Annotated in this window: 18 protein-coding genes; 12 read left to right on the top strand and 6 right to left on the bottom strand. The window is 74.9% G+C overall.

The annotated features are described in order from the left end of the window. Window positions 1–1,490: FtsK/SpoIIIE domain-containing protein (locus BUE45_RS29345; protein WP_281256390.1), on the bottom strand; the 1,490-nt coding region annotated here is incomplete at its 3' end. A gap of 210 nt (window positions 1,491–1,700) precedes the next feature. On the opposite strand from BUE45_RS29345, the gene eccD reads away from it, so the two are divergent. From eccD to BUE45_RS29295, 10 genes are all read left to right on the top strand, one after another. After that, on the top strand, window positions 1,701–3,101 hold the full coding sequence (gene eccD, locus BUE45_RS29340) for a type VII secretion integral membrane protein EccD (protein ID WP_073384176.1): 1,401 nt from the start codon (window positions 1,701–1,703) through the stop codon (window positions 3,099–3,101). Between the two features lies 1 nt (window position 3,102). Further along, complete coding sequence (gene eccB / locus BUE45_RS29335; RefSeq protein ID WP_073384175.1) at window positions 3,103–4,551, top strand: type VII secretion protein EccB; 1,449 nt, start codon at window positions 3,103–3,105, stop codon at window positions 4,549–4,551. A 24-nt stretch (window positions 4,552–4,575) separates the two neighbouring features. Next, on the top strand, window positions 4,576–4,902 hold the full coding sequence (locus BUE45_RS29330; protein ID WP_073384174.1) for a WXG100 family type VII secretion target: 327 nt from the start codon (window positions 4,576–4,578) through the stop codon (window positions 4,900–4,902). 117 nt (window positions 4,903–5,019) lie between these two features. Then, the gene (locus BUE45_RS29325) at window positions 5,020–5,316 is read left to right on the top strand and encodes a WXG100 family type VII secretion target (RefSeq protein WP_073384173.1); all 297 of its coding nucleotides are present in this window, start codon (window positions 5,020–5,022) and stop codon (window positions 5,314–5,316) included. Between the two features lie 150 nt (window positions 5,317–5,466). Further along, a complete protein-coding gene (locus tag BUE45_RS32750; RefSeq protein WP_073384172.1) occupies window positions 5,467–8,181 on the top strand; it encodes a hypothetical protein in 2,715 nt (904 codons plus the stop codon). Between the two features lie 45 nt (window positions 8,182–8,226). Beyond that, window positions 8,227–11,361, top strand: a complete 3,135-nt coding sequence (locus tag BUE45_RS33960; RefSeq protein ID WP_073384171.1) for a YML083C domain-containing protein — start codon at window positions 8,227–8,229, stop codon at window positions 11,359–11,361. After that, window positions 11,306–11,587, top strand: a complete 282-nt coding sequence (locus tag BUE45_RS29310) for a YbaB/EbfC family nucleoid-associated protein (RefSeq protein ID WP_245833556.1) — start codon at window positions 11,306–11,308, stop codon at window positions 11,585–11,587. Before BUE45_RS33960 ends, BUE45_RS29310 begins: the two co-directional genes overlap by 56 nt. Window positions 11,588–11,623: 36 nt before the next feature. Next, complete coding sequence (locus BUE45_RS29305; protein WP_073384169.1) at window positions 11,624–11,986, top strand: hypothetical protein; 363 nt, start codon at window positions 11,624–11,626, stop codon at window positions 11,984–11,986. After that, window positions 11,983–13,680: a hypothetical protein gene (locus BUE45_RS32745; RefSeq protein WP_073384168.1), complete on the top strand. Its 1,698-nt coding sequence runs from the start codon at window positions 11,983–11,985 to the stop codon at window positions 13,678–13,680. Before BUE45_RS29305 ends, BUE45_RS32745 begins: the two co-directional genes overlap by 4 nt. Window positions 13,681–13,765: 85 nt before the next feature. After that, entirely contained in the window at window positions 13,766–17,068 is a 3,303-nt protein-coding gene (locus BUE45_RS29295; protein WP_073384167.1) for a right-handed parallel beta-helix repeat-containing protein, read from the top strand. A 480-nt stretch (window positions 17,069–17,548) separates the two neighbouring features. On the opposite strand, the gene BUE45_RS29290 is transcribed toward BUE45_RS29295, so the two are convergent. After that, a complete protein-coding gene (locus tag BUE45_RS29290) occupies window positions 17,549–18,265 on the bottom strand; it encodes a response regulator (protein WP_073384166.1) in 717 nt (238 codons plus the stop codon). Further along, window positions 18,253–19,506, bottom strand: coding sequence for a sensor histidine kinase (locus BUE45_RS29285; protein WP_073384165.1), 1,254 nt, complete (start codon window positions 19,504–19,506; stop codon window positions 18,253–18,255). The genes BUE45_RS29290 and BUE45_RS29285 overlap by 13 nt, the downstream gene beginning before the upstream one ends. Before the next feature lie 133 nt (window positions 19,507–19,639). On the opposite strand from BUE45_RS29285, the gene BUE45_RS29280 reads away from it, so the two are divergent. Beyond that, window positions 19,640–20,629, top strand: coding sequence for a CPBP family intramembrane glutamic endopeptidase (locus BUE45_RS29280; RefSeq protein ID WP_073384164.1), 990 nt, complete (start codon window positions 19,640–19,642; stop codon window positions 20,627–20,629). A gap of 74 nt (window positions 20,630–20,703) precedes the next feature. Here BUE45_RS29280 and BUE45_RS29275 read toward each other — a convergent pair whose 3' ends face one another. Both BUE45_RS29275 and BUE45_RS29270 read right to left on the bottom strand, forming a co-directional pair. Continuing rightward, window positions 20,704–21,387, bottom strand: a complete 684-nt coding sequence (locus BUE45_RS29275; RefSeq protein ID WP_073384163.1) for a Crp/Fnr family transcriptional regulator — start codon at window positions 21,385–21,387, stop codon at window positions 20,704–20,706. Further along, window positions 21,384–23,465, bottom strand: a complete 2,082-nt coding sequence (locus BUE45_RS29270; RefSeq protein WP_073384162.1) for an adenylate/guanylate cyclase domain-containing protein — start codon at window positions 23,463–23,465, stop codon at window positions 21,384–21,386. Before BUE45_RS29270 ends, BUE45_RS29275 begins: the two co-directional genes overlap by 4 nt. Before the next feature lie 190 nt (window positions 23,466–23,655). On the opposite strand from BUE45_RS29270, the gene BUE45_RS29265 reads away from it, so the two are divergent. Next, the gene (locus tag BUE45_RS29265; RefSeq protein ID WP_143173520.1) at window positions 23,656–24,234 is read left to right on the top strand and encodes a sigma-70 family RNA polymerase sigma factor; all 579 of its coding nucleotides are present in this window, start codon (window positions 23,656–23,658) and stop codon (window positions 24,232–24,234) included. Here BUE45_RS29265 and BUE45_RS33035 read toward each other — a convergent pair. Continuing rightward, window positions 24,222–24,524, bottom strand: coding sequence for an anti-sigma factor family protein (locus tag BUE45_RS33035; RefSeq protein WP_073384160.1), 303 nt, complete (start codon window positions 24,522–24,524; stop codon window positions 24,222–24,224). The two genes, BUE45_RS29265 and BUE45_RS33035, sit on opposite strands and share 13 nt — an antisense overlap. Between the last annotated feature and the right edge of the window lie 76 nt (window positions 24,525–24,600).

The raw sequence follows: 24,600 nt of genomic DNA, 5'->3' as shown, positions 1-24,600 counted from the left end.
AGGGTGCGCAGCAGCTCGCTCTTGCCCGAGCCGGTCGCGCCGATCAGCATGCCGTGCGGGCCCATGCCGCCCAGCGCCGACTCCTTGAGGTCCAGCTCCAGGGGAGCCCCGTCCGAGGTCATGCCGATGGGCACGCGCAGCCGGTTCTTGGGGTGCAGCTCGCCCCACATCCGCTCCGGGTCGTGGGACCGCAGGTCGCGGACCCCCAGCAGCGTGGTCAGCTCGAAGTCGGTCGTGAGGGGCTCGGTCACCTCGGCCGCGATGCCGCTGGCCCGGTAGGGGGAGAGCAGGCGGCCCAGGGCCCCGGCGCGGACCCGGGTGAGGGAGTCCGGGCGGCCCAGGTCCTCCTCGGTGTCGCGGCCGGTGTTGTCGCTGCCCAGCATGACCAGCCGGTCGGGCTCCACCCGCAGCGCCAGGGTGTAGGGGTCGTCCTCCGGCGGCATGGGGTCGGCGACGTCCACGACCACGGCGTTGCGGTACCCGCCGCCGAGCAGCCGGGAGCCGGGCGGGATGCTCCCGCCGTCCACGACCACGACGATGAAGGGCTCCTCCCGGCCCGGCGAGGCGGTGGGGTCGAAGCGGGGCCGGTCGGACAGCTCCTCGCCCAGGAGCTGTTCGAGCTCGATCGCGTCGGTGAAGAGCAGGCGGGCCTGCCCGGCGCCGTCGCGGACCGTGGGGTGCTGGTTGTGCGGGAGCCACTTCACCCAGGACCAGTGCGGCATGGCGGCGGCGGAGGCGCACACGGCGACGCGCAGCTCGTCGTGGGAGTGGAAGACGGCGAGCTGGCCCAGCAGGGCCCGGGTGAGCCCCCGGGAGGCCGCCAGGTCCCCGCGCAGCGTCACGCGGGCGTAGCCGCGCAGGAACACCTGCACGGGCTGGTCCTCGACCGTGCCGTAGGCGCGGATGAAGCGGCGCAGGGCGTGCGCGCTGAGGGGTTCGAGGTCCTCCACCGGCTTGGAGGAGACCGGGGAGATCTTCATGGAGAGCGCCTGCTCGCCGACCGCGACCCGGACCTCGCCGAAGTCCTCGTCGTCGGCCCGGCGCTCCCACAGGCGCGAGGTGCGCACGATGGACCACAGGGCGTCGGGGTGGGGGGCGCGCCAGAGCATGGCGTCGCGCTGCTCGGTGACGACCTGGCGCAGCCGGGTGCGCATCTGCCGCAGGTAGCGCAGGTAGTCGCGCCGGTCGTCGTTGAGCTTGCGGCGCCGCTCCAGGAGCGCGCGCAGGTACTGGCCGCCGAGCATCAGGACCGCGCCCGCCAGCATCATGCCGCCGGCGATGAACGGCATCACACTGTTGCCCATGTTGCCAGGACGGATGAACATCATCAACATGGCGAGTGAAGTGAACGCCATCGGCATGTACATGAAGACCGAGGACATGCTGGACTGCTGCTCGGTCAGCTCCGGCGGCTCCTGGAGGGAGATCTCCCCCGAGGGCAGATCGGGGCCGGGACGCCTCGGTGGACGCCGTACTCGGATGGTGCTCACTGGGCTGGGACTCCTTGCTGGGGCCGGGCGGGTTCGCTCGCGGGTGCCGGTACGAGGAGACCACGGCACGGTGAGCGGCAGACCACGAGAAAAGCTACCGTTAAGAAACAAGGTCACAAATTCGGATACTTAAACCAACACAACACCAGAAACCGATATCTGAGTGTTAGTGTCTGTGTCGTTGTGTAGCCCCCTGTCGAACGGCCCCGGATGAGCGATTCCTCTGCCGTCGACCCCTGCCGCCTCATGATCCGCGCACCACAGCGCGCGTTCGAGATCGCGGCCCCGGTCGAGGTCCCCCTGTCCGAAATCATCCCCACCCTCGTGCTGTACGCCGAGGGCGACGATGGCGAGGACCTGGACGAGAGCGGTCTCGAACACGACGGGTGGGTCCTCCAGCAGCTGGGGGACGAACCCCTGGACGAGGACGAGACCCTCGCGTCCCTGGGCCTGTGCCATGGGGAGACCCTCTACCTTCGACCCCGTCGGGAGCAACTCCCCCCGGTCCACTTCGACGACATCGTCGACGGCGTGGCCACGGGGATGTCCGAGCGCCCCGACCGCTGGTCGCCCGCGCACACGCGCGTCCTGCTCCAGGTCCTGGGCCTGGTGGTCCTGCTGCTCGGGCTGGGCGTGCTCACCGGCGGCGGCCGCAACCTGTTCACCGTGCTGGGCGCGTCCGCCTCGGCGGTCCTCATGCTGCTCTCGGCCTGGGCCGCCTCGCGCGCCATGGCCGACCTCTCCGCGTCCACCGGCCTCGCCGGGTGCGCCACCCTGGCCATGGGGCTGGCGGGGGCGCTGATCCCCACCGGGGAGCCGGGAACCCTGTTCACGGGCGCGGTCATCCTCACGGCCTCGGTGACGGCGGCGGGCGCCAGCGTGCTCGGCGTCGCGGCGGTGGCGGGCTCGATCCCGTTCTTCACCGCCCTGTTCGTCGTCGAGGTGCTGGGCGTGGTGGGCGGGCTGCTGCTCATGTTCCTCCCGAACACCTCCGTCGCGGACGCCGCCGCCCTGGTGGCGATCGTGGCGCTGTTCACCGGCACCTACGCCCCGCAGCTGGCCTTCCGGCTCTCCGGTCTGAAGCTCCCGGCGCTGCCGTCCAACCCCAAGCAGCTCCAGGAGGAGATCGACCCCCTCCCGGCGCGCCGGGTCCTGGACCGCACGGCCCTGGCCGACCGCTTCCAGACGGCCCTGTACGCCTCCACCGGCGCCGTGATCACGGTGTGCGCGACCGTCCTGGCCCTGACCCCGGGCTGGGTGCCCAAGACGCTCGTGCTCATCCTGTGCCTGGTGATGCTGCTCCAGTCGCGCGGCCTGGGCAGCGCCTGGCAGCGCGCGCTGATGGTCGGCCCGCCCTGGGCCGCGCTCTCGGTGCTCGCCATCGCCCTGGCCTGGGGCGCCGAGCCCCTGGGCCGCCTGCTGGCCGTGCTGGGCCTGTTCGGCGCCACGACGGTCCTCGCGGTGATCTCGTGGAGCCTGCCCGGGCGCCGGGCCCTGCCGCACTGGGGCCGGGCGGCGGAGATCATCCAGCTCCTCCTGTGCGTGGCCCTGATACCGCTGGTCCTGGCCCAGTTCGGGGTGTTCGGCCTGCTCCGCGGGATCGGGGGCTGACATGCAGTCACGACGCGACCGCGTGATGGCCCACAACTTCACCGTGGGCCGCCTGGGGACGGCGATGCTGGAGGCCGACCCCGACGCGGTGGACGCCCCCATGCGGCGCACCCGCAACGGCACCTACGTGGGGCTGGGCCTGGGCGCGCTGCTCTGCGTCGGCTTCCTGGTCTTCGGCCTGATCTTCCCGGGCGGGGCGAACTCCTGGCGCCAGGAGGGCCGGATCGTCATCGACCGCAACGGCGGCGCGACGTACCTGTACTCGGGCGGGATGCTGCGCCCCGTCGCCAACCTCGCGTCCGCGCGCCTGGCCCTGGGCGAGGGCGCCACCACCAGCCTGGTCGCCCAGCGCTCCCTGGAGGGCGAGACCATGGGCGGGCCGGTGGGGATCGCCGGAGCGCCCGACGGCCTCCCCGAGGCCGGCACGGAGGGCACCTGGCGGCTGTGCGCCGTGGCGCCCACCGGCGAGGAGGACGCGCTGCGCGGCAGGACCGCCCTGGTGGTCGGCGAGGCCCCGGAACCCTGGTTCGTGGGCCCCCGCGACGGGGTGCTGGTGGCCGGCCCGGACGACACCGCCTACCTGCTGTGGCAGGGCACGCGGCTGCGCCTGGACGAGGAGTCCGGCGGCGTGCAGGCCCTCGGCTACGGCACGACGGCCGCCCTGCCGGTGGACTCCGCGTTCCTCAACACCGTCCCCGAGGGCCCGGACCTGCTCCCCCGGGACGTGCCCGGCGCCGGGGAGGACGGCCGCGAACTGGGCGGTTCGACCCGGTCGGTGGGGCAGGTGTTCGCGGTCTCCGCGCCCGGCCAGGAGGACCAGCACTACCTGCTCACCCGGGACGGCCTGGCCCCCCTGACGCTCACGCAGGCGCTGCTGGTGCTCGGCGACACCGAGGTGTCCGGCCCGGCGTACGGCGGGGCCTCCCCCGAGCCGGTCCCGCTGCCCGCGGCCGAGGTGCACACCAACCTGGCCCCGGGGCCGCCGACCCCCGCCGCGGCCGAGGGGCTGCCGCCGGTCCCGCCCGCCGTGCTGGACGTGGGCCCCGGCTTCCCCTGCCTGCGCTGGGAGACGGACGGGTCGATGTCCATGACCATGGACGACCCCACCGGGATCCGGGCCTGGCCCGTCCAGGAGCGCCCGTTCGTCGAGCCCGGGTGCCCCACGCCCTCCCTCGTGGGCATCCCCGCCGGGCAGGGCGGCCTGGTCCGCGCCCGGCCCGTGGCGGGCACCGACGCCGCACCCACGTACTACGTGGTGACGGACGCCGCGGCCAAGTACCCGGTCGCGGACACCAACGCCCTCAGGGCCCTGGGCTACACGGAGGACGAGGCGGTACCGCTGCCGACGTCGCTGCTCCGGGTGGTGCCCACCGGGCCCGTGCTGAGCCAGGAGGCCGCCTCGCTCCCCTTGGCGTCCTCCCCCCGAGGCGGGGGCACCTCCTGCCCCTAGCGTCCAACACCAGAGGAGATGCACATGTCGCAGAGAACACGTAGTACAGATGAGGCCAACCGGCTCGCCCAGGAGGCCATGCAGGAGGCGCACACGGCGTGTAACAACATCTACCAGAACGTCGACGACACGCGTGACGAACTGCGCGGCTCCTGGCAGGGCGCGGCCTCCAACCGCTACAGCGAGGCGCTGGTGGGCTGGCTGGAGGAGCTGCGGCTCATCACCAACGACATGAACCAGATGATCGGCACCTTCGGCGGCACGGTGCAGGCCATGAACGCCACCGAGGACCAGGCCATCCTGACCGGTTCCCGCTGGATCGACGACCTGAACCCCAACCAGTCGGGCTGACCCCGGTACCGGCCCCGGACCCCCGGGCGCCGCGACCGCGGAACGTCCCCCGCGCGATCGCGCGCGGGAGCGGACGGCCCCCTCCACGCAACCCCTCACGACGGCAAGGCGGAACCCATGAACGGATTCGACGTCAGCTACGGCCGGGTCGACGACGCGACCATGCGTCTGGGCCAGCAGACCGAAGAGGTCGCACGGCGGATCGAAGAGCTCGACGCCAAGATGCAGAAGCTCCTCGCCGACCTCGAAGGTGAGACCAAGGAGAACTACGAGGCGAAGGTGAAGTCCTGGCGCATGAACGTCGCGGACATGCGCACCCTGCTGGGCAAGGCCCAGAACGCCCTGAACGAGATCCGCAACAACTACTCGGGCACGGACCGCCGCGAGGCCATGAACTGGGCCTCCCTGCTCTGACCCGACCGCGACCCGTGTCGGTCCGGGCGGGGCGGCGGTGCCGCCCCGCCCGGCCTCCCCGGGGCCGGGCCCGTCCGTCCGCGGGTCCGGCCCGCACCCCTCCCCTCATTCGGATGACGCCCCCGTACGGGCGGCAAGGAGACCGAGAACGTGTCCGAATCGCTGTACGACTTTCGCGCCGCCCTGTCCGGCGAGCCGGAGCCTCCCGCCGAGGGCGAGGAGGAGCAGGCGCAACTCTTCACCGCGATGTCCGCCCAGGAGAACACCACGGGGGCCGGGTCGGGAGGGGCGCCGCTCACCCTGAACCTGGCCACCGGCCTGCTCATGATGACCAACAGGTCGGGCACGGTCGAGGTGGACACCACGGACCAGAGCGTGGTGATCGACCCCGAGTCCGCGTCCGAGGTGGGACAGCGGGACGGGGGCATCGTGCTGGGCGCGACGGCCGAGGGCTCGCCGCTCCTGGCCGGCCGGGCCGTGGAGGCCCAGCGGCTCGAACCGGTGCAGCAGGGCGTCCCGGCCTCCATGGAGGGCTCCACCGAGGGCGTGGTCACCGAGCCGCTGTCCACGCCGCTGGAGGACCCGGTCCACGTGGTGTCCGTCCGCGCGCCGGCGGAGTCGGAGCTGGTGGAGTCGGAGCTGGTGGAGGCGACGCCCGCCGTGGAGGCGGAACCGCTGTCCGAGGGCCTGCCCCTGATGGAGGCCTCGCGCCTGGAGCCCGTCATGGAGGGCATCCCGGCGTCGGAGGTCATGCCGGCCGGCGAGCGGATCGAGGCGGTGCCGATCAGCGCCCCGGCCGACGAGGACACCGAGGGCGCCGACGGCGCGGAATCCGCCGACGCCGCCGGCCCGGTGGTCACCGTCGACCCCGAGACGGGCGAGACGGTCATCCTCGCCGAGGACCTGCGGATCACGGTCGGCGAGAACGGCGCGCTGAAGATCGAGCCGTCGGACGAGAACGTCCCCCTGGGAGCCGACTCGCCCCCCATCACCGTCGAGGCCGGCGGCCTGCGCATGGTGATCGACCCGGCGACGGGCACCCTTGAGGTGAACCCGGTCAAGGGCGAGTTCGTGGACGTCACCGTCGAGATCGGCGACCTGAGCATCGTCATGGACGGTGAGACGGGCGAGGTCTCGGTCGACCCCGGGGACGGGACCGTCTCGGTCGACCCCGAGACCGGCCTGATCACCATCGAGCCGGTGGAGCAGGACGAGGACTCCGACTCCGACGAGGAGGACGGGGACGGCGACGAGGACGGCGAGGACGGGGACCGCCCCGGCGGCGACGAAGAGGGCGACGAGGAAGAGGACGGCGACCGCCCCGGCGGCGACGGTGAGGGCGACCGGCCCGGCGGCGACGAGGACGACCACGGGCACGGCGACCGTCCCGGCCGCGACGAGGACGACGAGGACCGCCCCGGCGGCGACCGGGACGAGGACGACGAGGAGGGGTCCGGGGGCGAGGACGGCCCCGAGGGCGTGCACGGCCGCCCGGGCCAGGACTCCGGCGGCTCCGGCGGCTCGGTCCCCGGCGGCGGGGGCGCCCCCGTGGGCAGGGGCGGCCACGGCGAGGACGAGGAGGACCGCGAGGACGGCGACCGCCCCGGCGGCGACCGCCCCGGCGGCGACGAGGACGGCGGCGACGGCGACCTCGACCACATCGACACCGACGGCATGTACGGCCCCGCGCCGGACGTGCCCGTCACCGACGACCCCCCGGTCGTGACGAACCCGGAGCGCACCCCGACCGGGAACGGCGACGAGGACGACGGCGACGAAGGCAGCGGCGGCAACGGCAACGGCGGTCCCGGCGACGAGAGCAGCGGCGACGGCAACGGCGACGGCGGCAACGGCGAGGGCCCCCTCGACCACATCGACACCGAGGGCATGTACGGCTCCGTGCCGGACACCCCCGTCACCGACGACCCCCCGCTGGAGGCGGGCCAGCGCGTGCCCGGGGAGGTGCTCACCGGCCAGGAGGGCCAAGAAGGCCAAGAAGGCCAGGAGGGCCAGGAGGGCGGGGACGGCCCCGGCACCACGGAGCTGGACCCCACGCAGAGCTTCGTGCCCGAGGTGATCGAGGAGCCGGGCGACGACTCGTCCGGCGGCGGGGGCGGGGGTGGCGGCGGCTCGGACGTCAACCCGGACAGCATCCCGGACCCGATCTCGGGTGACGGCCTGTACGGACCCGCTCCGGAGCCCGTGCCCCAGCCGAGCGGCGGCCCGGGCACCAACGGGGACGACGACGAAGACGACGACGAGGACGACGAAGAAGGCCAGGGCGACGGGGACGAGGACGACGAGGAGGGCCAGGGGGGCGGAGACGACGACGAGGAGAACGACGACGAAGAGGACGACGACGAAGAGGACGATGAGGAGGATGACGACGAGGACGACGAGGACGACGACGAGGAGGGCAGCGGCGGCGAGGGCTCCGGGGGCAACGGAGACGGCCCCCAGGAGGGCCAGGGCACCAAGATCGACGTGGAGCGCCTGCGCTCCTTCCAGGAGGAGTACGTCGGCAAGCTCGACACCGCGCTGGACGACCACGACCACAACTTCTCCCGGTTCGACAGCGGAGGCGCCGAGGGAGGTACCACGGGCATCACCCTCCTGGGAGACTCGTCCAAGCTCGCCAGCGCGGGCCGCCTCGCCGGAAGCATCGACCAGTCCATGGGCAACCTCTTCGGGATCTTCAAGGACCTGCGCAAGGAGCTCGACGACGTGAGCGACCGCCTGGAGGTCAACATCGTGGAGTTCGAGCAGCTGGAGGAGGGGCAGGAGCTGAACGCCAGCCAGGTGGTCTACCTGATCGGCAGCCCGCCCGGGGCCACCGGCGGCACCGGCCCGACCCCCACCCCCTAGCAAGCGACCGCGTCCCGCCGCGACCCCGAGGAGGTCGGAGAAAGAGTGCCCGCGCTACACGAGATCCTGAACATCGTCGCCGACGCCGGGGAGGAGGGGAACCACCCGCCGATGCCCAGCGTCGACACCATCGTCGGCGAGGGCGTCAACTGGGTGGACCACGGCCGCTACCACTTCGCCAAGGACACCAAGCCGTTCATCGGCTTCGAGTTCGACTACGGCGGCCACGAGATGAACCGCTGGTGGCGCATGCGCAAGCCCGGCAACCAGTACGTCCCGACGTACGGAGGCCACAGCGTCGCGGTGCCCAACGGCTGGGACTACTCCGGCTACACGATGATGGAGGAGCTCTGGACCGGCGACGAGTCGGTCGAGGGGAAGTTCCGCACCGCCCTGGCCACCCTCGCCTCCGTCATCCCCAACTCCATGACGGGGGCGGGGTCGACCAGCTTCCACGGCAAGCCGGTGGTCGACCTCGTCACCCACCTCTCCGCGCTGAGCACCGTCCTGGACACCCAGAGCGAGAAGATGCGCACCGCGTTCAACGAGCTGGACGTGCCCGAGGGGCCCATGACGGGCTCGGCGGCGTCGGCCTACGCGGCGCGCCTCTACGACTTCGCGCTGCGCCTGCGCGACCTGCGCAGGCAGGTCGACAACAACCACGAGGCGCTCAAGGACATCATGGAGCCGATCCGGCTCAAGGCCGTCGAGCTGCAGTCGGCGGTGACGGGCGCCCTGAACGCCCCCACCAGCGGTATGCGCCGGATCCTGGACGACTGGTACTTCGGCGTCACCACCGGCAGCGAGCAGTGGAACAGCGCCCGCGGCCAGTTCCAGGTGCGCATCCACGCGGACCCGCCGGTCTACGGGATCATCGGCGACGACGTCACGGACAGCAACGTCAACAACGAGCTGAAGAACCGGTGGCGCAAGCAGTTCGAGAACGTGTTCGACGCCGCGACCGAGCTGTACAACAAGATGGACGAGCTGTACACGCGGGCGCACACCGACCTGAACGTCATCCAGGATCCCAAGGGCGGCCTGCCGCTGAGCATGATCCCGGACATCAACGACACCGACAACCCGTACGACGACATCTTCGGCGACGGTGACGGGCCCGGCGGCCCCGAGGAGATCACCATCGACTGGGGCGACGGTCCCCCCGGCGGTGGCGGCCCCGACATCCCCGACTGGATGCAGGAGCCGCCGCCCGGCTACGGCGGCCCGGAGGACTACGAGGGTCCCCCCGGCGAGGGGCCCCCCGACTACCAGGGCCCCCCGGACGACGGCGGGGGCTACGGCGAGGGCGGCCCGGGGCCCGAGGAGACCGGTGGCGGCCCGGGGCCGGAGGCCTTCATGGGCCCCCCGCCGCCGCTCGACCTCAACGGCCCCGGCGGGCCCGGCAGCGGCGAGGGACCGCCCGGAGGCGTCGTGCCGCCGCCCGGCGGCGTCATGCCCCCGCCCCCGCTCGGCCTCAACGGCCCCGGCGGACCGGGCGCGCCCGGCGGCGAGGTGCCGCCCGGCGGTTCGGTGCCGCCCCCCGGCGGTTCGGTGCCCCCGCCTCCGCCCCCGCTGGACCTCAACGGCCCCGGCGGGCCCGGCGGACCCGGCGGCGAGGTGCCGCCCGGGGGCATGGTGCCCCCGCCCGGCGGCATCATGCCCCCGCCCCCGCTCGGCCTCAACGGCCCCGGCGGACCGGGCAGCGGCAACGGCCGTCCCGGCAACGGCGCCGGGAGCCTCCCGCCGCCCACCGGCCTGCCGATCGACCCGGAGACGGGCCTGCCGCTGAACCCCGACACGGGCCGGCCGTTCCCGGTCGACCCGGAGACGGGCCAGCCCTTCGACCCCGACACCGGCCTGCCCATCAACTTCGACCCCGACACGGGCCGTGTCACCCCGATCGACCCGGTCACCGGCGAGCCCGTCTCGCCCGACGGCGGCACGCGCCTGGAGGTCGACCCGGAGACGGGCCTGCCCATCAACCCCGAGACCGGACAGCCGTTCCCGGTCGACCCCGAGACGGGCCTGCCCTTCAACCCCGACAACGGGCTGCCCATCAACTTCGACCCCGAGACCGGCGAGGTCGCGCCGATCGACCCCGTCACCGGACAGCCGGTGTCCCCCGACGCCGGACTGCCGATCACCTACGACCCCGAGACCGGGCTCCCGGTGCCGGTGGACCCGGTGACGGGCGAGCCGATCACCGACGGCGGCACACGGCTGGACATGGACCCGGAGACGGGCCTGCCCATCAACCCCGAGACCGGGCAGCCGTTCCCGGTCGACCCCGAGACGGGGCAGCCGTTCAACCCCGACAACGGGCTGCCCATCGACTACGACCCGGTGACCGGGCTCCCCGCGCCCATCGACCCCGTCACCGGACAGCCGCTCCCGCCCGACTCCTTCACCCCGCCGCCGATCGACCCGGGGCTCGACACCAACTTCCCCGGGGGGAGCGACGTCCCGATCAACCCGGTGACCGGGGAGCCGGCCGAGGTCGACCCGATCACCGGCCAGCCCTACCCCGTCGACCCCGACACGGGCGAGGCGATCAAGGGCGGGTTCGACCCGCCGCCCGGGAACACGAACTACCCGCCGCCGCGCTTCGAGAGCGGCGGTCCCAACGGCCTCAACTACGGCGGCTACGGCGGCGGCAGCGACGGCGCCGGCGGCGGTGGCCGCGACAGCTCTGACCGCACCGAGATGTTCGCCGCGCCCACCGGCGCGGGCGGCACGCAGGTGCAGGCCGGCGGAGGCGGCGAGGGCGGCGGCGCAGGCGGCCCCGGAGGCGCCGCGGGCCAGCAGGGCATGGGCGGGGCCGGCGCGCCCATGATGCCGCCGATGATGCCGCCCGGCGGCATGGGCGGCGCCGGGGGCGGCGGAGCCGGCGGCGACCGCAACCGGACCACCTGGCTCTCCGAGGACGAGAAGGTCTGGGGAACCGACAAGAACCAGCAGCGGGCCACGCTCGGCAGGCCCGTGCCCGGACAGCAGAAGAAGGGGGCCCAGCGCCATGAGTTCATCGATGCGGGAGCAGATGGAAGCCGAACTGGAACGGCTTCACACGACGATGAGGGAACTCTCGGACGCAAGCGCAAGCCTGGAATCGGCAACCGAAGAGGCCGTGGCCAAGAACAGAGCGGTGGCGGCGACGGTGGACGGGACGGGTCGTCTGACTGAGCTGAAGTTCCACACCGACGCGTACCGGAGCATGGCGCCCGCGGAGCTGTCCGCGGCCATCGTCGAGGTGGTCGGCCGCGCCCAGCGGCAGATGGCCGAGCGGGTCTCGAAGGCCTACGAGGCCTTCATGCCCGAGGGCATCGACGGCGAGGCCGCGATGCGCGGCGACCTCGACCCCGAGGAGACGCTGCGCCGCATGGGCGTCTCCCTGGACGACCTCAAGTAGCGGCCGGCGCCGCCGACCACGGATCAGGAGGAACCGATGTCAGTGTCAGGCAAGGGCCTGTGGGCCTTCCCCGAGAACATCAAAAGGGACGGGACGCGGATCTACGACGCCGCCGACTACACGGACGAGCTCGTGTCCTACACCCGCTCCGGACGCGAGCAGATCGAGGCCGCCTGCGGGGGACCCCCGTGGGGGAGCAAGGGCGAGTACGCCGAGCAGATGCAGAAGAACCTCGGCGAGGCGGAGGAGAAGCTCTACATGCTGCTGGACTACGTCGCCGTGGCCCAGCGCCAGGCCGCCGACGGGACCCTCCAGTCGGGAGACCGGCTCGGCGGGACCGAGGACCTCAACAACGACATCTCCGGCAACATCATGCCCGGCTCGGGAGGCCGCAGATGAGCCCGCGCCCCGCCGGGGACGCCGTCCCCGAGGAGCCCTCCGGCGCCGCGGCCCGGCCGGCCCCGGCACCCGCGGCCGAGGACTTCGGCGCGGCCCTCAACGGCGGCGCCCCCGCGGCCGGGGAGCAGGCCGCGGAGAAGGCCCAGGCCCTCCCCGCGGACGCGGTGGCCGAACCCGCGCCGCAGGCGGCTCCCGACCCCGAGGAGCCCGGTCGCCGGGTGGGCTCGGTGGTCGGCGCCGAGCGCGAGGCCGCCGCCGAGGCGGAGCCCGCGCTGGACCGCCCCGGTGCGCCGATGCTGGCGGGGGCGGCCATCGCCGGCCTGATCCTCGTCGCGGCACCCTTCGCGGTGGTGACCGGCACCGGCGGCGGGCCCATGTCCCTGGACGTCATGGCCGGCGGCGAGCAGGTGCCCGCCACCCTCTCCGGGCAGGGGCAGAACAGCGCGCAGTCCGGCGGGCAGGGCGCCGGCGAGTCCGGGTCGGGCTCGTCGGTCCCGGCCGGCGGCGACGGGGGCGGCTCCCCGGTCACCGACACCGCGCCGGACACCGGCTACGTCCCGGAGGTCCGACCGGACGTGTCGGCGCCGGCCATGCCCGACCCCGGTGACGCGTCGGGCGGCTCCGCCGTGCAGACGTCCACCCCCGGCCAGGACCCGGCGCCCAACGCCGAGCAGCCCGCCGCCCAGGGCGTCGAGCCGGAGGCTGGCGGCGACGTGGCCGCGGCCGGCGCCGGCGACACCGCCGCGGGCGGCGACGCCCAGGCGGGTGCCGGGGGCGAGGCGGGAGCCGAGACCGGCACCGGGACCGGTGCCGGGGGCGAGGCGGGAGCCGACACCGGGGCCGCCGCCGACGCCCCGGAGGCGGACGCCCCCGGGACCGCGGACGGCGACCCGGCCCAGGGGGACGCGTCGGAGGGGTCCGCCGCGGGGGCCCAGGAGGGCCGCGGCGACGAGGCCGCGGCCGAGGCGTTCTCCGACCAGGGCTCCGGCGGAGCGGACCAGGCCGCCCAGGAGGGCGGGGGCGCGGTCGCCCAGCAGGAGGGGGCCGCGGCCGAGCCCGGCGCCGGGGTGCAGGACCCCGGGGTCGCCCAGGGCCCGGTGCCGGCCGACGGGGGCGGGGACTCCTCCGTCCTCAACGGCGTGGTCGAGCGGTTCGTCCCCGTCGAGGACACCTACATGGCCGTGGCCGGGCCCGGCTGCCCGACCGTCCCCGGGGCCTCCTACGGCCACGAGGGCCGCTGGGGCGACGGGGAGGAGGGCACCGCCGGCTGGGCCACCCGGCCCGGCGGCTACGGCGGAGAGGACTGCGCGGGCGAGTACGATGCCATACCGGTGTCCGGCGATCCCGAGCGGGGCAACGGGCAGTACGCCGTGTGGTCCTTCAATCCCGGACGGGAGGGTGTCTCCTGCGAGCTGTACGTCCACGTACCCGACGACGAGAGCCCCCTCTGGCTGGCCCCGGGCGAGGCCCGGTACCTGATCCGGCCGGGCGTCGGCACCGAGCAGCCGCCCGTGGCGGTGTTCGGCTTCGACCAGTCGCAGATCCGCGGCGGCTGGGTCCAGGTCACCGGCTTCGTCACCCCGGCGGCGGAGTTCACCGTCGAGCTGACCAACGCGGGCGCCGACCCCCTCGCGGAGACGGAGGGCACGAGTGCCCACGTCGCCGCGTCGGCCGTGCGCTCCTCCTGCTCCTGACACCCCGGGCGGGGCGGCCCCGGCAGGCCGCCCCGTCTTCCCCCATTCCGGCCGCCGCGCGGCCGGACGAACAAGGAAGGCCACGATGAGCAGGCAGCTCCTCACCGTCAACCCCGGCGCCCAGGGAGCGCACGACACGATCACCGCGGCGCTGGAGGAGGCCACCGGCGGTGCGCTGATCACCATCGCGCCCGGCAGGTACGAGGAGAGCCTCGTCCTGCGGGAGGTGGTCACCCTGGTCGCGCGCGACGGCCGCGGGAGCGTGGAGGTGACCAGCTCGTCGGGCAGCACCGTCCTCTCCGGCGCGGAGGCGGTCAAGCTCTCCGGCCTCGTCCTGCGGGGCCGCGACGAGGAGCGTCCCACGGTGGACATCCCCGCCGGCCAGGTCGAGATGGCCGACTGCGAGGTGGTCGGCACGGCGTGGGCCGCGGTGTCGGTGCGCGGCACGGGGGCCGTCGCCATGCGCGACAGCCGGGTGAGCTGCACCGACGGGGCGGGCGTGGTCATCGTCTCCCCCGGCCTGAGCCTCATCGAGGAGTGCGTGGTCGAGGACGTGGGGACCAGTGCCCTGGTCATCGGCGAGCAGGGGCGGCCGACGGTCCGGTCCTGCGTGTTCCGCGACGCCAAGGGCAACGGGCTCTTCGCCAGCGGCGAGGCCACCGGCGTCCTGGAGGGCTGTGAGATCACGGCCACCGGCAAGCCCGGCGTGGCCCTGGAGGACGGGGCCGCCACGACCCTGCGCGGCCTCTACGTGCACCGCACGGAGAAGGACGGCATCGCCCTGTCCAGCCAGGCGCGCCCGGTGGTCGAGGACTGCACGGTCGAGGAGGTCGGCGGCGACGGGATCGTGGTCCGCGGCAGCTGCGACCCCCAGGTGGCCCGGACCCGCGCGGTGCGCGTCAAGGGGGCCGGGGTGCACGTCACCGAGCGGGCCCGCGGCGTGTTCACCGACTGCGAGGTGGAGGAGTCCGAGGGCGACGCGGTCCGCTCCGGGGGGCGCGCGTCCACCGCGTTCCTGGGCCTGCGGGTCAAGGGCGGCCGCGGCCTGCTGCTGGCCGAGGACAGCGTCGTGGAGTTCGACCGCGGCGAGATCGGCGAGACGAGCGGCCACGGCATCGTCATCACCGGCGGGGCCCCGTTCCTGCGGGGCATGACGGTCGCGGACACTTCCGGGCACGGGGCCCTGCTGGAGGGGTCGGCCCGCGGACGCCTGGAGGGCATGACCATCGAGCGGGCGCGCAACGCGTCCGTGGCGGTGCGCGAGGGCGGCCGCCTGGAGCTGGAGGGGGCCCGCATCTCGGAGGGCCGCGACGCGGGCGTGGCCGTGGGCCCCGACGGCGAGGCGGACCTGCGCGACTGCGAGATCTCCTCCAGCGCGGGGGACGGGATCTCGGTGCGCGGCGGCAGCCGCGCGACGGTGCTGCGGACCCGGGTGCGCGAGGGCAGGCGCAACGGCGTGCTGCTGGCGGCCGGGGCGCGCGCCACCCTGCGCCGGTGCGAGGTGTTCGGCAACCGGGCCGACGGCGTCCTGGTCCACTCCACCGAGGAGGTGGTGGTCGAGGACTGCACGGTGCGCGACAACGGCCGCTCGGGGCTGCGCCAGACCGTGGCCAGCGAGCAGGCCCGCACCGAGGACCTCTTCAGCCAGGGCAACGGCTCGCCCGACGCCTTCGGCGAGCAGGCGGGCACGCCGGTGCCCCTGGCACCGCTGCCCGACGACGGGGAGGCGGACGGGGACGACGAGTCCGAGGGCCCGATGCAGGAGCTGGACGCGCTGATCGGCCTGGGCAACGTCAAGCAGGAGGTGCGCACGCTCATCACCCGCAACCAGATGGCGCAGCGGCGCGCGGAGATGGGCCTGCCCACCCCGCCGATGAGCCGCCACCTGGTCTTCGGCGGCGCGCCCGGTACCGGCAAGACGACCGTGGCCCGCCTGTACGGCCGCATCCTCTCCGAGCTGGGCGTGCTGCGCTACGGCCACGTGATCGAGGTGGCCCGGGCGGACCTGGTCTCGCAGTACGTCGGCGGGACCGCCATCAAGACCACCGAGGTGTTCGAGCAGGCCAAGGGCGGCGTCCTCTTCATCGACGAGGCGTACACCCTGTCCAACGGCGAGTCGGGCAAGGGCCCCGACTTCGGCAAGGAGGCCATCGACACGCTGGTCAAGCTGATGGAGGACCACCGGGACGAGGTGGCGGTCATCGTGGCCGGGTACACCGAGGACATGGACCGCTTCCTGGCGGCCAACCCCGGCCTGGCCTCGCGGTTCAGCAAGACCATCGAGTTCGTCAACTACGAGGTGGACGAGCTGGTGGAGATCGTGCGCAGGCTCGGCGGGGCGAACAGCTACCGGATGGCCCCGGAGACGGAGACCGCCCTGGCGGGGATGTTCGAGCGGATGCCCAAGGGCCCCAACTTCGGCAACGCCCGCGAGGCCCGCAAGGTGTTCGAGGAGATGATCGACCGGCAGGCGAGCCGGCTGGGCGCCTTCTCCCCCGAGGACCACGACTCCCTGACGCTGCTGCTGCCGGAGGACCTGGGGCCGGGGGCGGTGGAGGAGCAGGACTCCCCGGCCGACCGCGACCGGCAGATCACCGAGCTGCGCGAGGAGCTGGACGCGCTGGTGGGCCTGGCCCAGGTCAAGGACACCGTCAACGACCTCGCCAACCTGCTGCTGATGGCGGAGCAGCGCAAGTCGATGGGGCTGCCCGTCTCGCAGATGAGCCACCACCTGGTCTTCACCGGCCCCCCCGGTACCGGTAAAACGACGGTGGCGCGCCTGTACGGGAAGCTGCTGCACACGCTGGGGGTGCTGCCGGGCGACCACGTCGTGGAGGCGGCGCGGTCGGACCTCGTCGGACGGTACATCGGGCACACCGCCCAGCTGACCGCGGAGGTGTTCGAGCAGGCGCGCGGGGGCGTGCTGTTCGTCGACGAGGCCTACACCCTGACGCCCAAGGGCGAGGGCAACGACTTCGGCCAGGAGGCCGTGGACACGCTGCTCAAGCTCATGGAGGACCACCGCGACGAGGTCGCGGTGATCGTGGCCGGGTACCCGGTCGAGATGGACCGGTTCATGGACTCCAACCCCGGTCTGGCCTCCCGGTTCAACCACCGGGTGGAGTTCCCGTCCTACAGCGACGACGAACTGGTCACCATCGTCACCCGCATGGCGGCCTCCTCCGGCTACGAGTGCGGTCCCGAGACGCTGACCACGCTCGCGGCCCACTTCGCGACCGTGGAGCGGGACGGCTCCTTCGGCAACGCCCGCTACGCCCGCCAGGTCCTGGAGCGGATGATCACCCGGCAGGCGGGCCGCCTGGTGGGGCTGGGCGCCTCGGCGACCCGGGAGGACTTCACGGGCCTGCTTCCGGCCGACGTGCCCTGAACCCGCACGTGACCGCCCCGGCGCACCGTCCGCGCCGGGGCGGTCTTCTCGTCCGCCCGGCCCCGGGTGCCGCCCGCGCCCGCCGACCGGCCGCCCGGTGGCGGGCGGCGGGATCACGGAACCGCGCGCGTCCGGGCCGGGCCGGGGCCCCGAGGCCGTTCGCCCCCGCTCACACCGACGACGCGCGCCGGGAACCGGCCCGACCGCTCGACCGGCGGGGCCGGTGGCGCGAAGCGCACAGGCGGGGAACCGGGGCACGGCCGCGCGGGCCCGCCCGTCCCGCCGACGACCGCCCTGAGCGGCAGGGGGCACCGGTGTCCGGCCCTACCCGGGTCCCGGCGGCCGTCCGGCCCCCGCTCACACGGGCGACGACGCGCGCCGGGGACCGGGTCGGCGGCGCGAAGTGCGCGGACGGAGGCACCGGGCACCGCAACACCGACAGGACCGCCCTACCTCCACCCGCCCCACCCCGGCGGGCCGTCAGCGCGGCACGCCGTCCCCGGGGCCGCGGGCCGTGTGCTCCAGCACCCGGATGGCCAGCTGCACCCGGTTCGTGACGTGGAGTTTCGCGTACAGGTTGCCGAGGTGGGTCTTGACCGTCGTGACGCTGAGGTCGAGCGCCGCCGCGATGTCCGCGTTGGTGCCGCCCTCGGCAACGAGCCGTCCGACCTCCCACTCCCGCGAGGTCACGTGCGCGGGCGGCCGGGAGGGGTCGCCGCCCGCCGCGGCCCCCGCGGTCCCGCCGGCGTCCACGGCCAGCGACACCAGCCGGGCCAGGACTCCGGGCGAGAACATCGGACGGCCGCGGGCGGCGTCGTGGACGGCCGCCACCACGGTCTCCGGCGGGGACTCCTTGAGCAGGAACGACACCGCTCCCCCGCGCAGCGCCTCCAGGAGGTGGCCGTCGGTGTCGAAGGCGGTCAGCACGATCACGCGCGCCCGGGCGCCGGCCGCCCGCAGCATCCGGATCGCCTCCAGGCCGTCGGTACCCGGCATCCGGACGTCCATGAGGACCACGTCCGGGTCGAGCGCCGCGACCTGCGCCACCGCGGCGGCCCCGTCTCCGGCCTCGCCCACCACGGCGATACCGGCCGTGCCGTCGACCATCAGCCGCAGGCCCGCGCGCATCAGCGCCTCGTCGTCGACGATGAGCACCCGCACGGAGACCTCGCCGCCGCCCCCGTTCACAGCCGCCACGGAACCCTCACCTCCACCTCGAACCGACCGCCCACGCCACCGTACCGGGCGGTGCCCCCGAGCAGCTGCGCCCGCTCGGCGACGCCGACAAGCCCGAGCCCGGTGCCCTGCGCCGGGGACGCGCCGTCGACGACGGCGTTGGCGGCGCGCACCGTCAGCGCGTCCCCCTCCCGGGCGAACACGAGTTCCACGGGCTCCCCCGGCGCGTGCTTGCGCGCGTTCATGAGCAGCTCGGAGGTCACCCGCGCCAGGGACACGGCAGTCGTGGGGGCCAGCGACCCGAGGTCCCCGGGGTCGAGCCCGCGCCACCGCACGTCGACCCGCTGTCCGGCGGCGCGGGCGCCCTCGACGAGCTCGCCCAGGGACGCGGGGGTGGGCAGCGGCTCCGTGCCGGAGCGGGAGGGGGCGCCCGGCCCGACGGCCCGCAGCGCGGAGAGCACCTCGCGCAGGACGCCGTTGGCGTCCGCGGCGGCGTCCCGGACCGTCCCGGCCGCCTCGCGCATCCGGTCCGGCGGCAGGTCGGAGCGGTAGGCCAGGGCGCCCGCGTGCATCGCGATGATCGCGAGCTGGTGGGACAGGCCGTCGTGCATGTCCCGCGCGATCGCGTTGCGCTCCTCCGCGCGGGTCCGGGCGATGTCGGCGTTGCGCCCGCGCACCGTCGCGACCCGCTCGCGCTCGGCGGCCTCGGCCCGCTCCCGCAGCGTGGCGACCAGCGCCTCCCGCGTCCCCAGGGCGTAGCCCCACAGCAGCAGGAACAGTGTGAGGGCCCCCACGGCGAGCACCTCGAAGAGGAGGGGTTCCGACGCGATCCCGGTGAGGCGGGAGTGCAGCCGGGCGAAGGCGGTGCCCGAGCCCACCGTGAGCAGCAGGACCAGGCCGGCGAGGGGGTGGGAGCGCCGGGCCCCCAGCCGCACGGTCGCGACCGCGCACGCGGGCAGCGCCCAGGAGCTGACGCTCCCGGCCAGGACGAGCACCAGGTTGCCCGCCGTGGAGCGGCGCAGGGGGCCCGCGGCGATCCCCGCGGCCAGGCCGATGGGGACGTCGAGCAGCGCGAACGCCAGCAGCGCCCCGTGGTCGCGGGGGTCGGAGTCCAGGTACAGGCCCAGCGACACGAGGAAGAAGGGCGGCCCCAGCAGGCTGCACAGCACCGAGACGAGCGCGGCGCGGACCCAGGGGCGTCTGAGGAGCGCGCCGGCCCCGGGCGCGGCGGAGGCGGGCGCCCCGGTCTCGGATTCGGTCACGCCGCCATCCTAGGGACGGTGCCGGGCCCCGCGGATCGTGCGTTCGGGGGAGGCGCCTCCTCCGAACGGCGGAGGCGCGCGCCTGGCCCGAACGCACGATCCGCGGCCCGGCGCCGGCGGGCAGTCTGGGGGCATGACCGCAGAAACCGCCCCTCCCCGCCCCCTCCCGGACGCGGCGCTGCCGTACCACCGGCTCACCCGCCTCGAACACCGCACGTCCCGGTGGTGGCGGCCGTTGGCGACCGTCGCCACGGCCCTCGCGCTCTTCGTCACCCTGAGCCTCCTGGGCGCCGCGCTCCTGGCCCTGGCCTCGCTGTTCGTGCCGTGGCTGCCCGAGCCGACGGACCTGGACGACTTCGTCCTGGACAACCCGACCGACATGCTCCTCACCTTCGGGATGCTGGCGCTGATGATCCCGGCGGTGCTGCTCGGCGCGCGCTGGGCCGGCGGGGGCGCGTCGCGCATCCTCCACTCGGTCGCGGGCCGGCTGCGCTGGCCGCTGATGCTCGGGGCGGCGGCGGTCCTCGTGCCGCTCTACGCCCTCGTGTACTGGGGGTCGTTCCTGCTCGACCCGCCCGCCGACGCCGCGGTGCCGCGGGCGGACCCCCTGCTCCTCGCCGGGGTCGCGGTCTGCCTCGTCCTGGTGCCGCTGCAGTGCGCTGCGGAGGAGTACGCGTTCCGCGGCCTGCCCCAGCAGGTGCTGGGCACCTGGCTGCGCTCGCCCCTGTGGGGGATCGTGCTTCCGGTGCCGCTGTTCATGCTCGGGCACGGCTACGACTGGGTGGGCCAGGTGGACATCGCGGTCTTCGCGCTGTGCATGGGCTTCCTCGTGTGGAAGACCGGGGGCCTGGAACTCGCGATCGCCGTCCACACGGCGAACAACCTGACGCTGCTCGTCGCGGCGCCGTTCAGCCCCTCGTCCCTGGACCAGGGCGCGGTGGACCCCGCCGTGCTGCTGGTGTCGGTGCCGCTCACGCTCGCGGCCACCGCGGGCCTGACCCTCTGGTTCTCCCGCGCCCACGGCCTGCGGCCCCTCGAACCCCTCCTGGGGAACGGCGGCCGGACGGCCGCGCCCGTCCCCGGCGGCCTCCCCGGCGGGGAGCGGCCGGGCGTTCCCCGGTAGCCGCGGTCCGGCCGGGCGCCCCCCCGGCCGGCCCCGACGCTCCCCCGGTCGCGGGGGCCGCGCACCGGCTCCGCTCAGGCGTCCTCGGCGTAGGCGCGCAGGGCGGGGACGTCGTGCAGGGTGATGCTCATCCGGCCGGTGCTGATCCAGCCGCGGGCGCGCAGCACGGACAGCGCCTTGTTGACCGCGGCGCGCGAGACCCCCGTCCAGGAGGCCAGCTCGTCCTGGGAGACCGGCAGGTCCAGGCGCACCTCCCCGCCGGTGGTGCGCCCGAACTTCTCCGCCAGCTCCACCAGACGCGACGCCACCCGCCGCCCGGCGTCCAGGGCGCCGAACTCGACCCGCTTGCGGTCGGCGTCGCGCAGCCGGGAGGCGACGGTGCGCAGCAGGAGCAGGGACACCCGCGGCCACCGCTCCAGGTACGCCTCGAACCGGTCCGGGGCGAGCGTCAGCCCGGTGAGGTCGTCCAGCGCCTGCACGGTCGCCGACCGGGGGCCGCCGTCGATGACGCCCAGCTCCCCGACCAGGGTCCCGGGCCCGCGCACCGCCAGCACCGCCTCGGTGCCGCCCGCGGTGTGGGAGGACACCTTGATCCGCCCGGAGAGCACCACCAGCACCAGGTCGGACACGGCCCCCTCGTGGAAGAGGATCTCCCGGCGCGCCCAGCGCCGCACCGTGCCCGCCGCCCGCAGTCCGGCGCGCTCCTCGGCGCCCAGCAGGGCCCAGAACTCGGTCGGCGCCCCCTCCGGCCCGCTCACGGCGTCCCCGCCGCCGTCCCGCCGGCGGGCTCCAGCGCCAGGACCTCGTGCGCGGGCACCCGGCCCTGTCGGCCCTTGACCTCCAGGTCCCCCAGCGACCGGGAGCGCACGCCCTCCCCCAGCCCCCGGAGCGTGGCGTCGCCCACCACCACCCGCCCCGGCTCGGCCAGCGACTGCAACCGCGCGGCGACGTTGACGGCGTCGCCCATGGCGTTGAAGCCGCGCAGCCGCTCGCTGCCGATGTTGCCCACCAGGGCGGGCCCGGTGTTGACGCCGATGCGGAACCGCGGCCAGTCGGGGCTGCGGGCGGCGATGCGCTCGGAGGCGTCGCGCATGGCCAGGGCGGCCCGCACCGCCCGCGCCTCGTGGTCGGCCTGGCGGGCGGGGGCGTTGAACAGGGCCAGCAGGGCGTCGCCGACGAACTGCACGATCGTGCCGCCGTTGTCGAGGATCGCCGGGACGGCGGCGCCGTGGTACCGGTTGAGCATGCGCACGATCTCGGCGGGCTCCACCGCCTCGGAGAAGGCCGTGAACCCGCGCAGGTCCGCGAACAGGGCGCTCACCCGCACGACCCGCCCGCCCAGCGCCGCCTGGTCGGGGTCGGCCAGCAGGGAGGCCGCCACGTCCGGCGACATGTACTGGCGGAACAGGGTGCCCAGCTCGCGGTACAGGCGCACGTTCTCCAGGGAGATGGACAGCTGCCCGGCCAGGACCGCCAGCGAGGCGGGGTCGTCCTCCCGCTCCTGGAGCGGGCCCTCCAGGACGCCCGCGGTGCCGCCGCGCACGACCAGGGGGCGCACCGAGCGCCCGTCGCGGACGGCGCCGGCCCCGGGGTCGCGGTCGACCGGGTAGACCCGGTCCTCGATGCGCACGGCGCCGTCGGAGGCCAGGCCCACGTTCACGTCGCCGTAGGCGGGGCGGACGGCCTCCAGGACCGAGCGCACGAACGCGTCCTCGTCCTGGTCGCCCACGCGGGTGCGGCGGGCGACCTCGGCCAGGGCCGCCAGGCGGCGGGAGGTGGCGCGTTCGGCGGCCAGGGCCGCCGCGGCCCGCTCGACCACGGCGATCTGTCCCTCCGAGAGCCGGAAGCGCTCCGCGAACGCGGTGAAGTCGGTCCCCGCGGGCGGGGAGGCGCCGGTCCGCTCCCCCTCGCCGAGCCGGGCCACGAACTCCTCGATGGCGTCCTCGTACTCGGCGCGGATGCGGCGGGCGGTCTCCTCCAGCACGATCGCGTCGAACACCCCGGCGGTGGCCCCCTCGCGCCGGTACTGGACGTAGGCGCTGTAGGCGATGAACCCGAACGCCGCCACCAGCAGCACGTGCCAGTGCCACCAGGACAGGTGCCACTTGTCGGCGAGGACGACCGTGACCATCGCCTCGGCCAGCAGTGCGAACGCCGTGACCAGGCTGAGCAGGACCGCCGAGGCGGAGCGGCGGAACATGAGGTAGTAGCGGACGGCGGCGACGACGTACAGCAGTGCCGAGGCGACCGCGACGGGCACCATCAGGCCCTCCACGTCGCGCTGCTGGGCGGGCAGGTGCAGGGGCGGCAGGCCCAGCAGCCCGGCGACCGTCCAGGCGGCCATGAGGGTGGCCAGCAGGATCCAGAGCGGGCGCTCGAACGCCAGCACCCGGGCGCCGCGCCCGGCGCGCAGGTCCAGGGAGGACGCGAAGGCGAAGACGGAGGCGATGACCAGCCCCACCGGGTGGGAGAGGTCGAAGCCGATGCCGGCGTCCGCGGTGACCATGCCGGGGGTGAGCAGGGCGTGGACGGCCAGGAACCCGGCCGAGGACAGGAACGCCAGCGACACCAGGAAGAGGCGGGCGTCGCCGCGGCCCCGGGCGGCGACCCCCATCCACACCCCCATGGCCACGTTGACCAGGGCGACGATGAGCACCAGCCAGAAGTGCCCGGGGTTGTGGTGCCACTCCACGTCCAGGTGCGGCCGCGCCAGCAGGAGCCACAGGCCGGCCAGCGGCGCGGCCAGGTGCAGGCACCAGACGAGGAAGCGCACCGGACGGGCGGAGCGCGGGGACGGCGGCGCGGGGGCGCGCGCCGGCAGGGGGGTGTCAGCCATGGGGGTGTTCTCTGTCGCTCAGAGGGCGGCGCCCCGGGGGGCGGACGCCCCGTACCGACGGTGTGCGGTGCGACACATCGGACCTGCGGGACGTCTTGTGTAGAAGAGTACGCAGACACATTAATACCCGATCGGTTTCATGGCCGGTGTCCGCCTGACACCACCCGAAGAGCCGGAGCCCCGAGCCGCCATGACGCCGACCACCGAACCGCAGCGGGCGACCGCGGCCCCCGCGGCCGCGCCCCGCGAGGCGGGAGCCCCCGAACCCGGCGCGGAGTTCGTCCGCGCCGTGTGCGACCTGCACGGGACCGTGCTGCTGCGGTACGCGCTGACCCTGGTGGACCGCGACCTGCACCGGGCCCAGGACCTGGTCCAGGAGGCCGTGCTGCGCGCCTGGCGCGGGCGGGAGGCGCTGGCGTCCGAGCCCGGGAGGCTGCGGCCGTGGCTGTTCACGGTCGTGCGCCGGCTCGCCATCGACGCCCACCGGGCGCGCAGCGTCCGGCCCGCGGAGGTCCCGCCCGGCGACGCCCAGGACCCGCCGGTCCCGGACACCGCGGAGCGGGTGGTCACCGCCCAGGTGGTGGCCGACGCCCTGCGCGACCTGACCCCGACGCAGCGGGAGGTCCTGGTGCACGTCCACTACCTGGGGCGCAGCGTCGGCGAGACCGCCGAGATCCTGGGCGTCCCCGCCGGCACGGTGAAGTCCCGCACCTACAAGGCGGTGCGCGCGCTCCGGGAGCGGCTGCTGGCCCGCGGCTACCCGGGCTGAGCGCCCGGGGCGTCCGCGGCCCCGCCCTCCCCCTCGCGGGCCGCGCGCTCCAGGACGCGGCGCGCCAGGCCCCCGATCCGCTCGGGGGTGAGCAGGAAGTCCGTCAGGAACTCCTCCAGCGGCAGGTCCGCCAGGGCCCGCGGCACGACCTCCAGCTCCCGCACCCGCTCCCGGCAGGAGGGGCACCCCTCCAGGTGGGCGTCGGCCCCGGCCCGCTCGGCGGGGTCCAGGGCGCCCAGGACGAGGGCTCCGGCGACCGGCGCGCCGCAGGGGTCGTCCCGCTCGAACATCGTGTCTCCCGCCCGGGTTCCAGGGGCCCTCCGGTGCCGCCGCCCCGCACCGTCCTTTATGCCACACCGCACCGGG

The sequence above is a fragment of the Nocardiopsis flavescens genome (assembly GCF_900141985.1).
GTDB lineage: Bacteria > Actinomycetota > Actinomycetes > Streptosporangiales > Streptosporangiaceae > Nocardiopsis > Nocardiopsis flavescens.
Note: the sequence above shows the minus strand (reverse complement) of the source record. Positions and strands in the feature narration are given on the sequence as shown.

Coding starts and splice junctions, on each gene's coding strand:
- eccD (WP_073384176.1), top strand. CDS start 1,701: ATGAGCGATTCCTCTGCCGTCGACCCCTGCCGCCTCATGATCCGCGCA.
- BUE45_RS29280 (WP_073384164.1), top strand. CDS start 19,640: ATGACCGCAGAAACCGCCCCTCCCCGCCCCCTCCCGGACGCGGCGCTG.
- eccB (WP_073384175.1), top strand. CDS start 3,103: ATGCAGTCACGACGCGACCGCGTGATGGCCCACAACTTCACCGTGGGC.
- BUE45_RS32745 (WP_073384168.1), top strand. CDS start 11,983: ATGAGCCCGCGCCCCGCCGGGGACGCCGTCCCCGAGGAGCCCTCCGGC.
- BUE45_RS29295 (WP_073384167.1), top strand. CDS start 13,766: ATGAGCAGGCAGCTCCTCACCGTCAACCCCGGCGCCCAGGGAGCGCAC.
- BUE45_RS29305 (WP_073384169.1), top strand. CDS start 11,624: ATGTCAGTGTCAGGCAAGGGCCTGTGGGCCTTCCCCGAGAACATCAAA.
- BUE45_RS29270 (WP_073384162.1), bottom strand. CDS start 23,465: ATGGCTGACACCCCCCTGCCGGCGCGCGCCCCCGCGCCGCCGTCCCCG.
- BUE45_RS33035 (WP_073384160.1), bottom strand. CDS start 24,524: ATGTTCGAGCGGGACGACCCCTGCGGCGCGCCGGTCGCCGGAGCCCTC.
- BUE45_RS29265 (WP_143173520.1), top strand. CDS start 23,656: ATGACGCCGACCACCGAACCGCAGCGGGCGACCGCGGCCCCCGCGGCC.
- BUE45_RS29330 (WP_073384174.1), top strand. CDS start 4,576: ATGTCGCAGAGAACACGTAGTACAGATGAGGCCAACCGGCTCGCCCAG.
- BUE45_RS29325 (WP_073384173.1), top strand. CDS start 5,020: ATGAACGGATTCGACGTCAGCTACGGCCGGGTCGACGACGCGACCATG.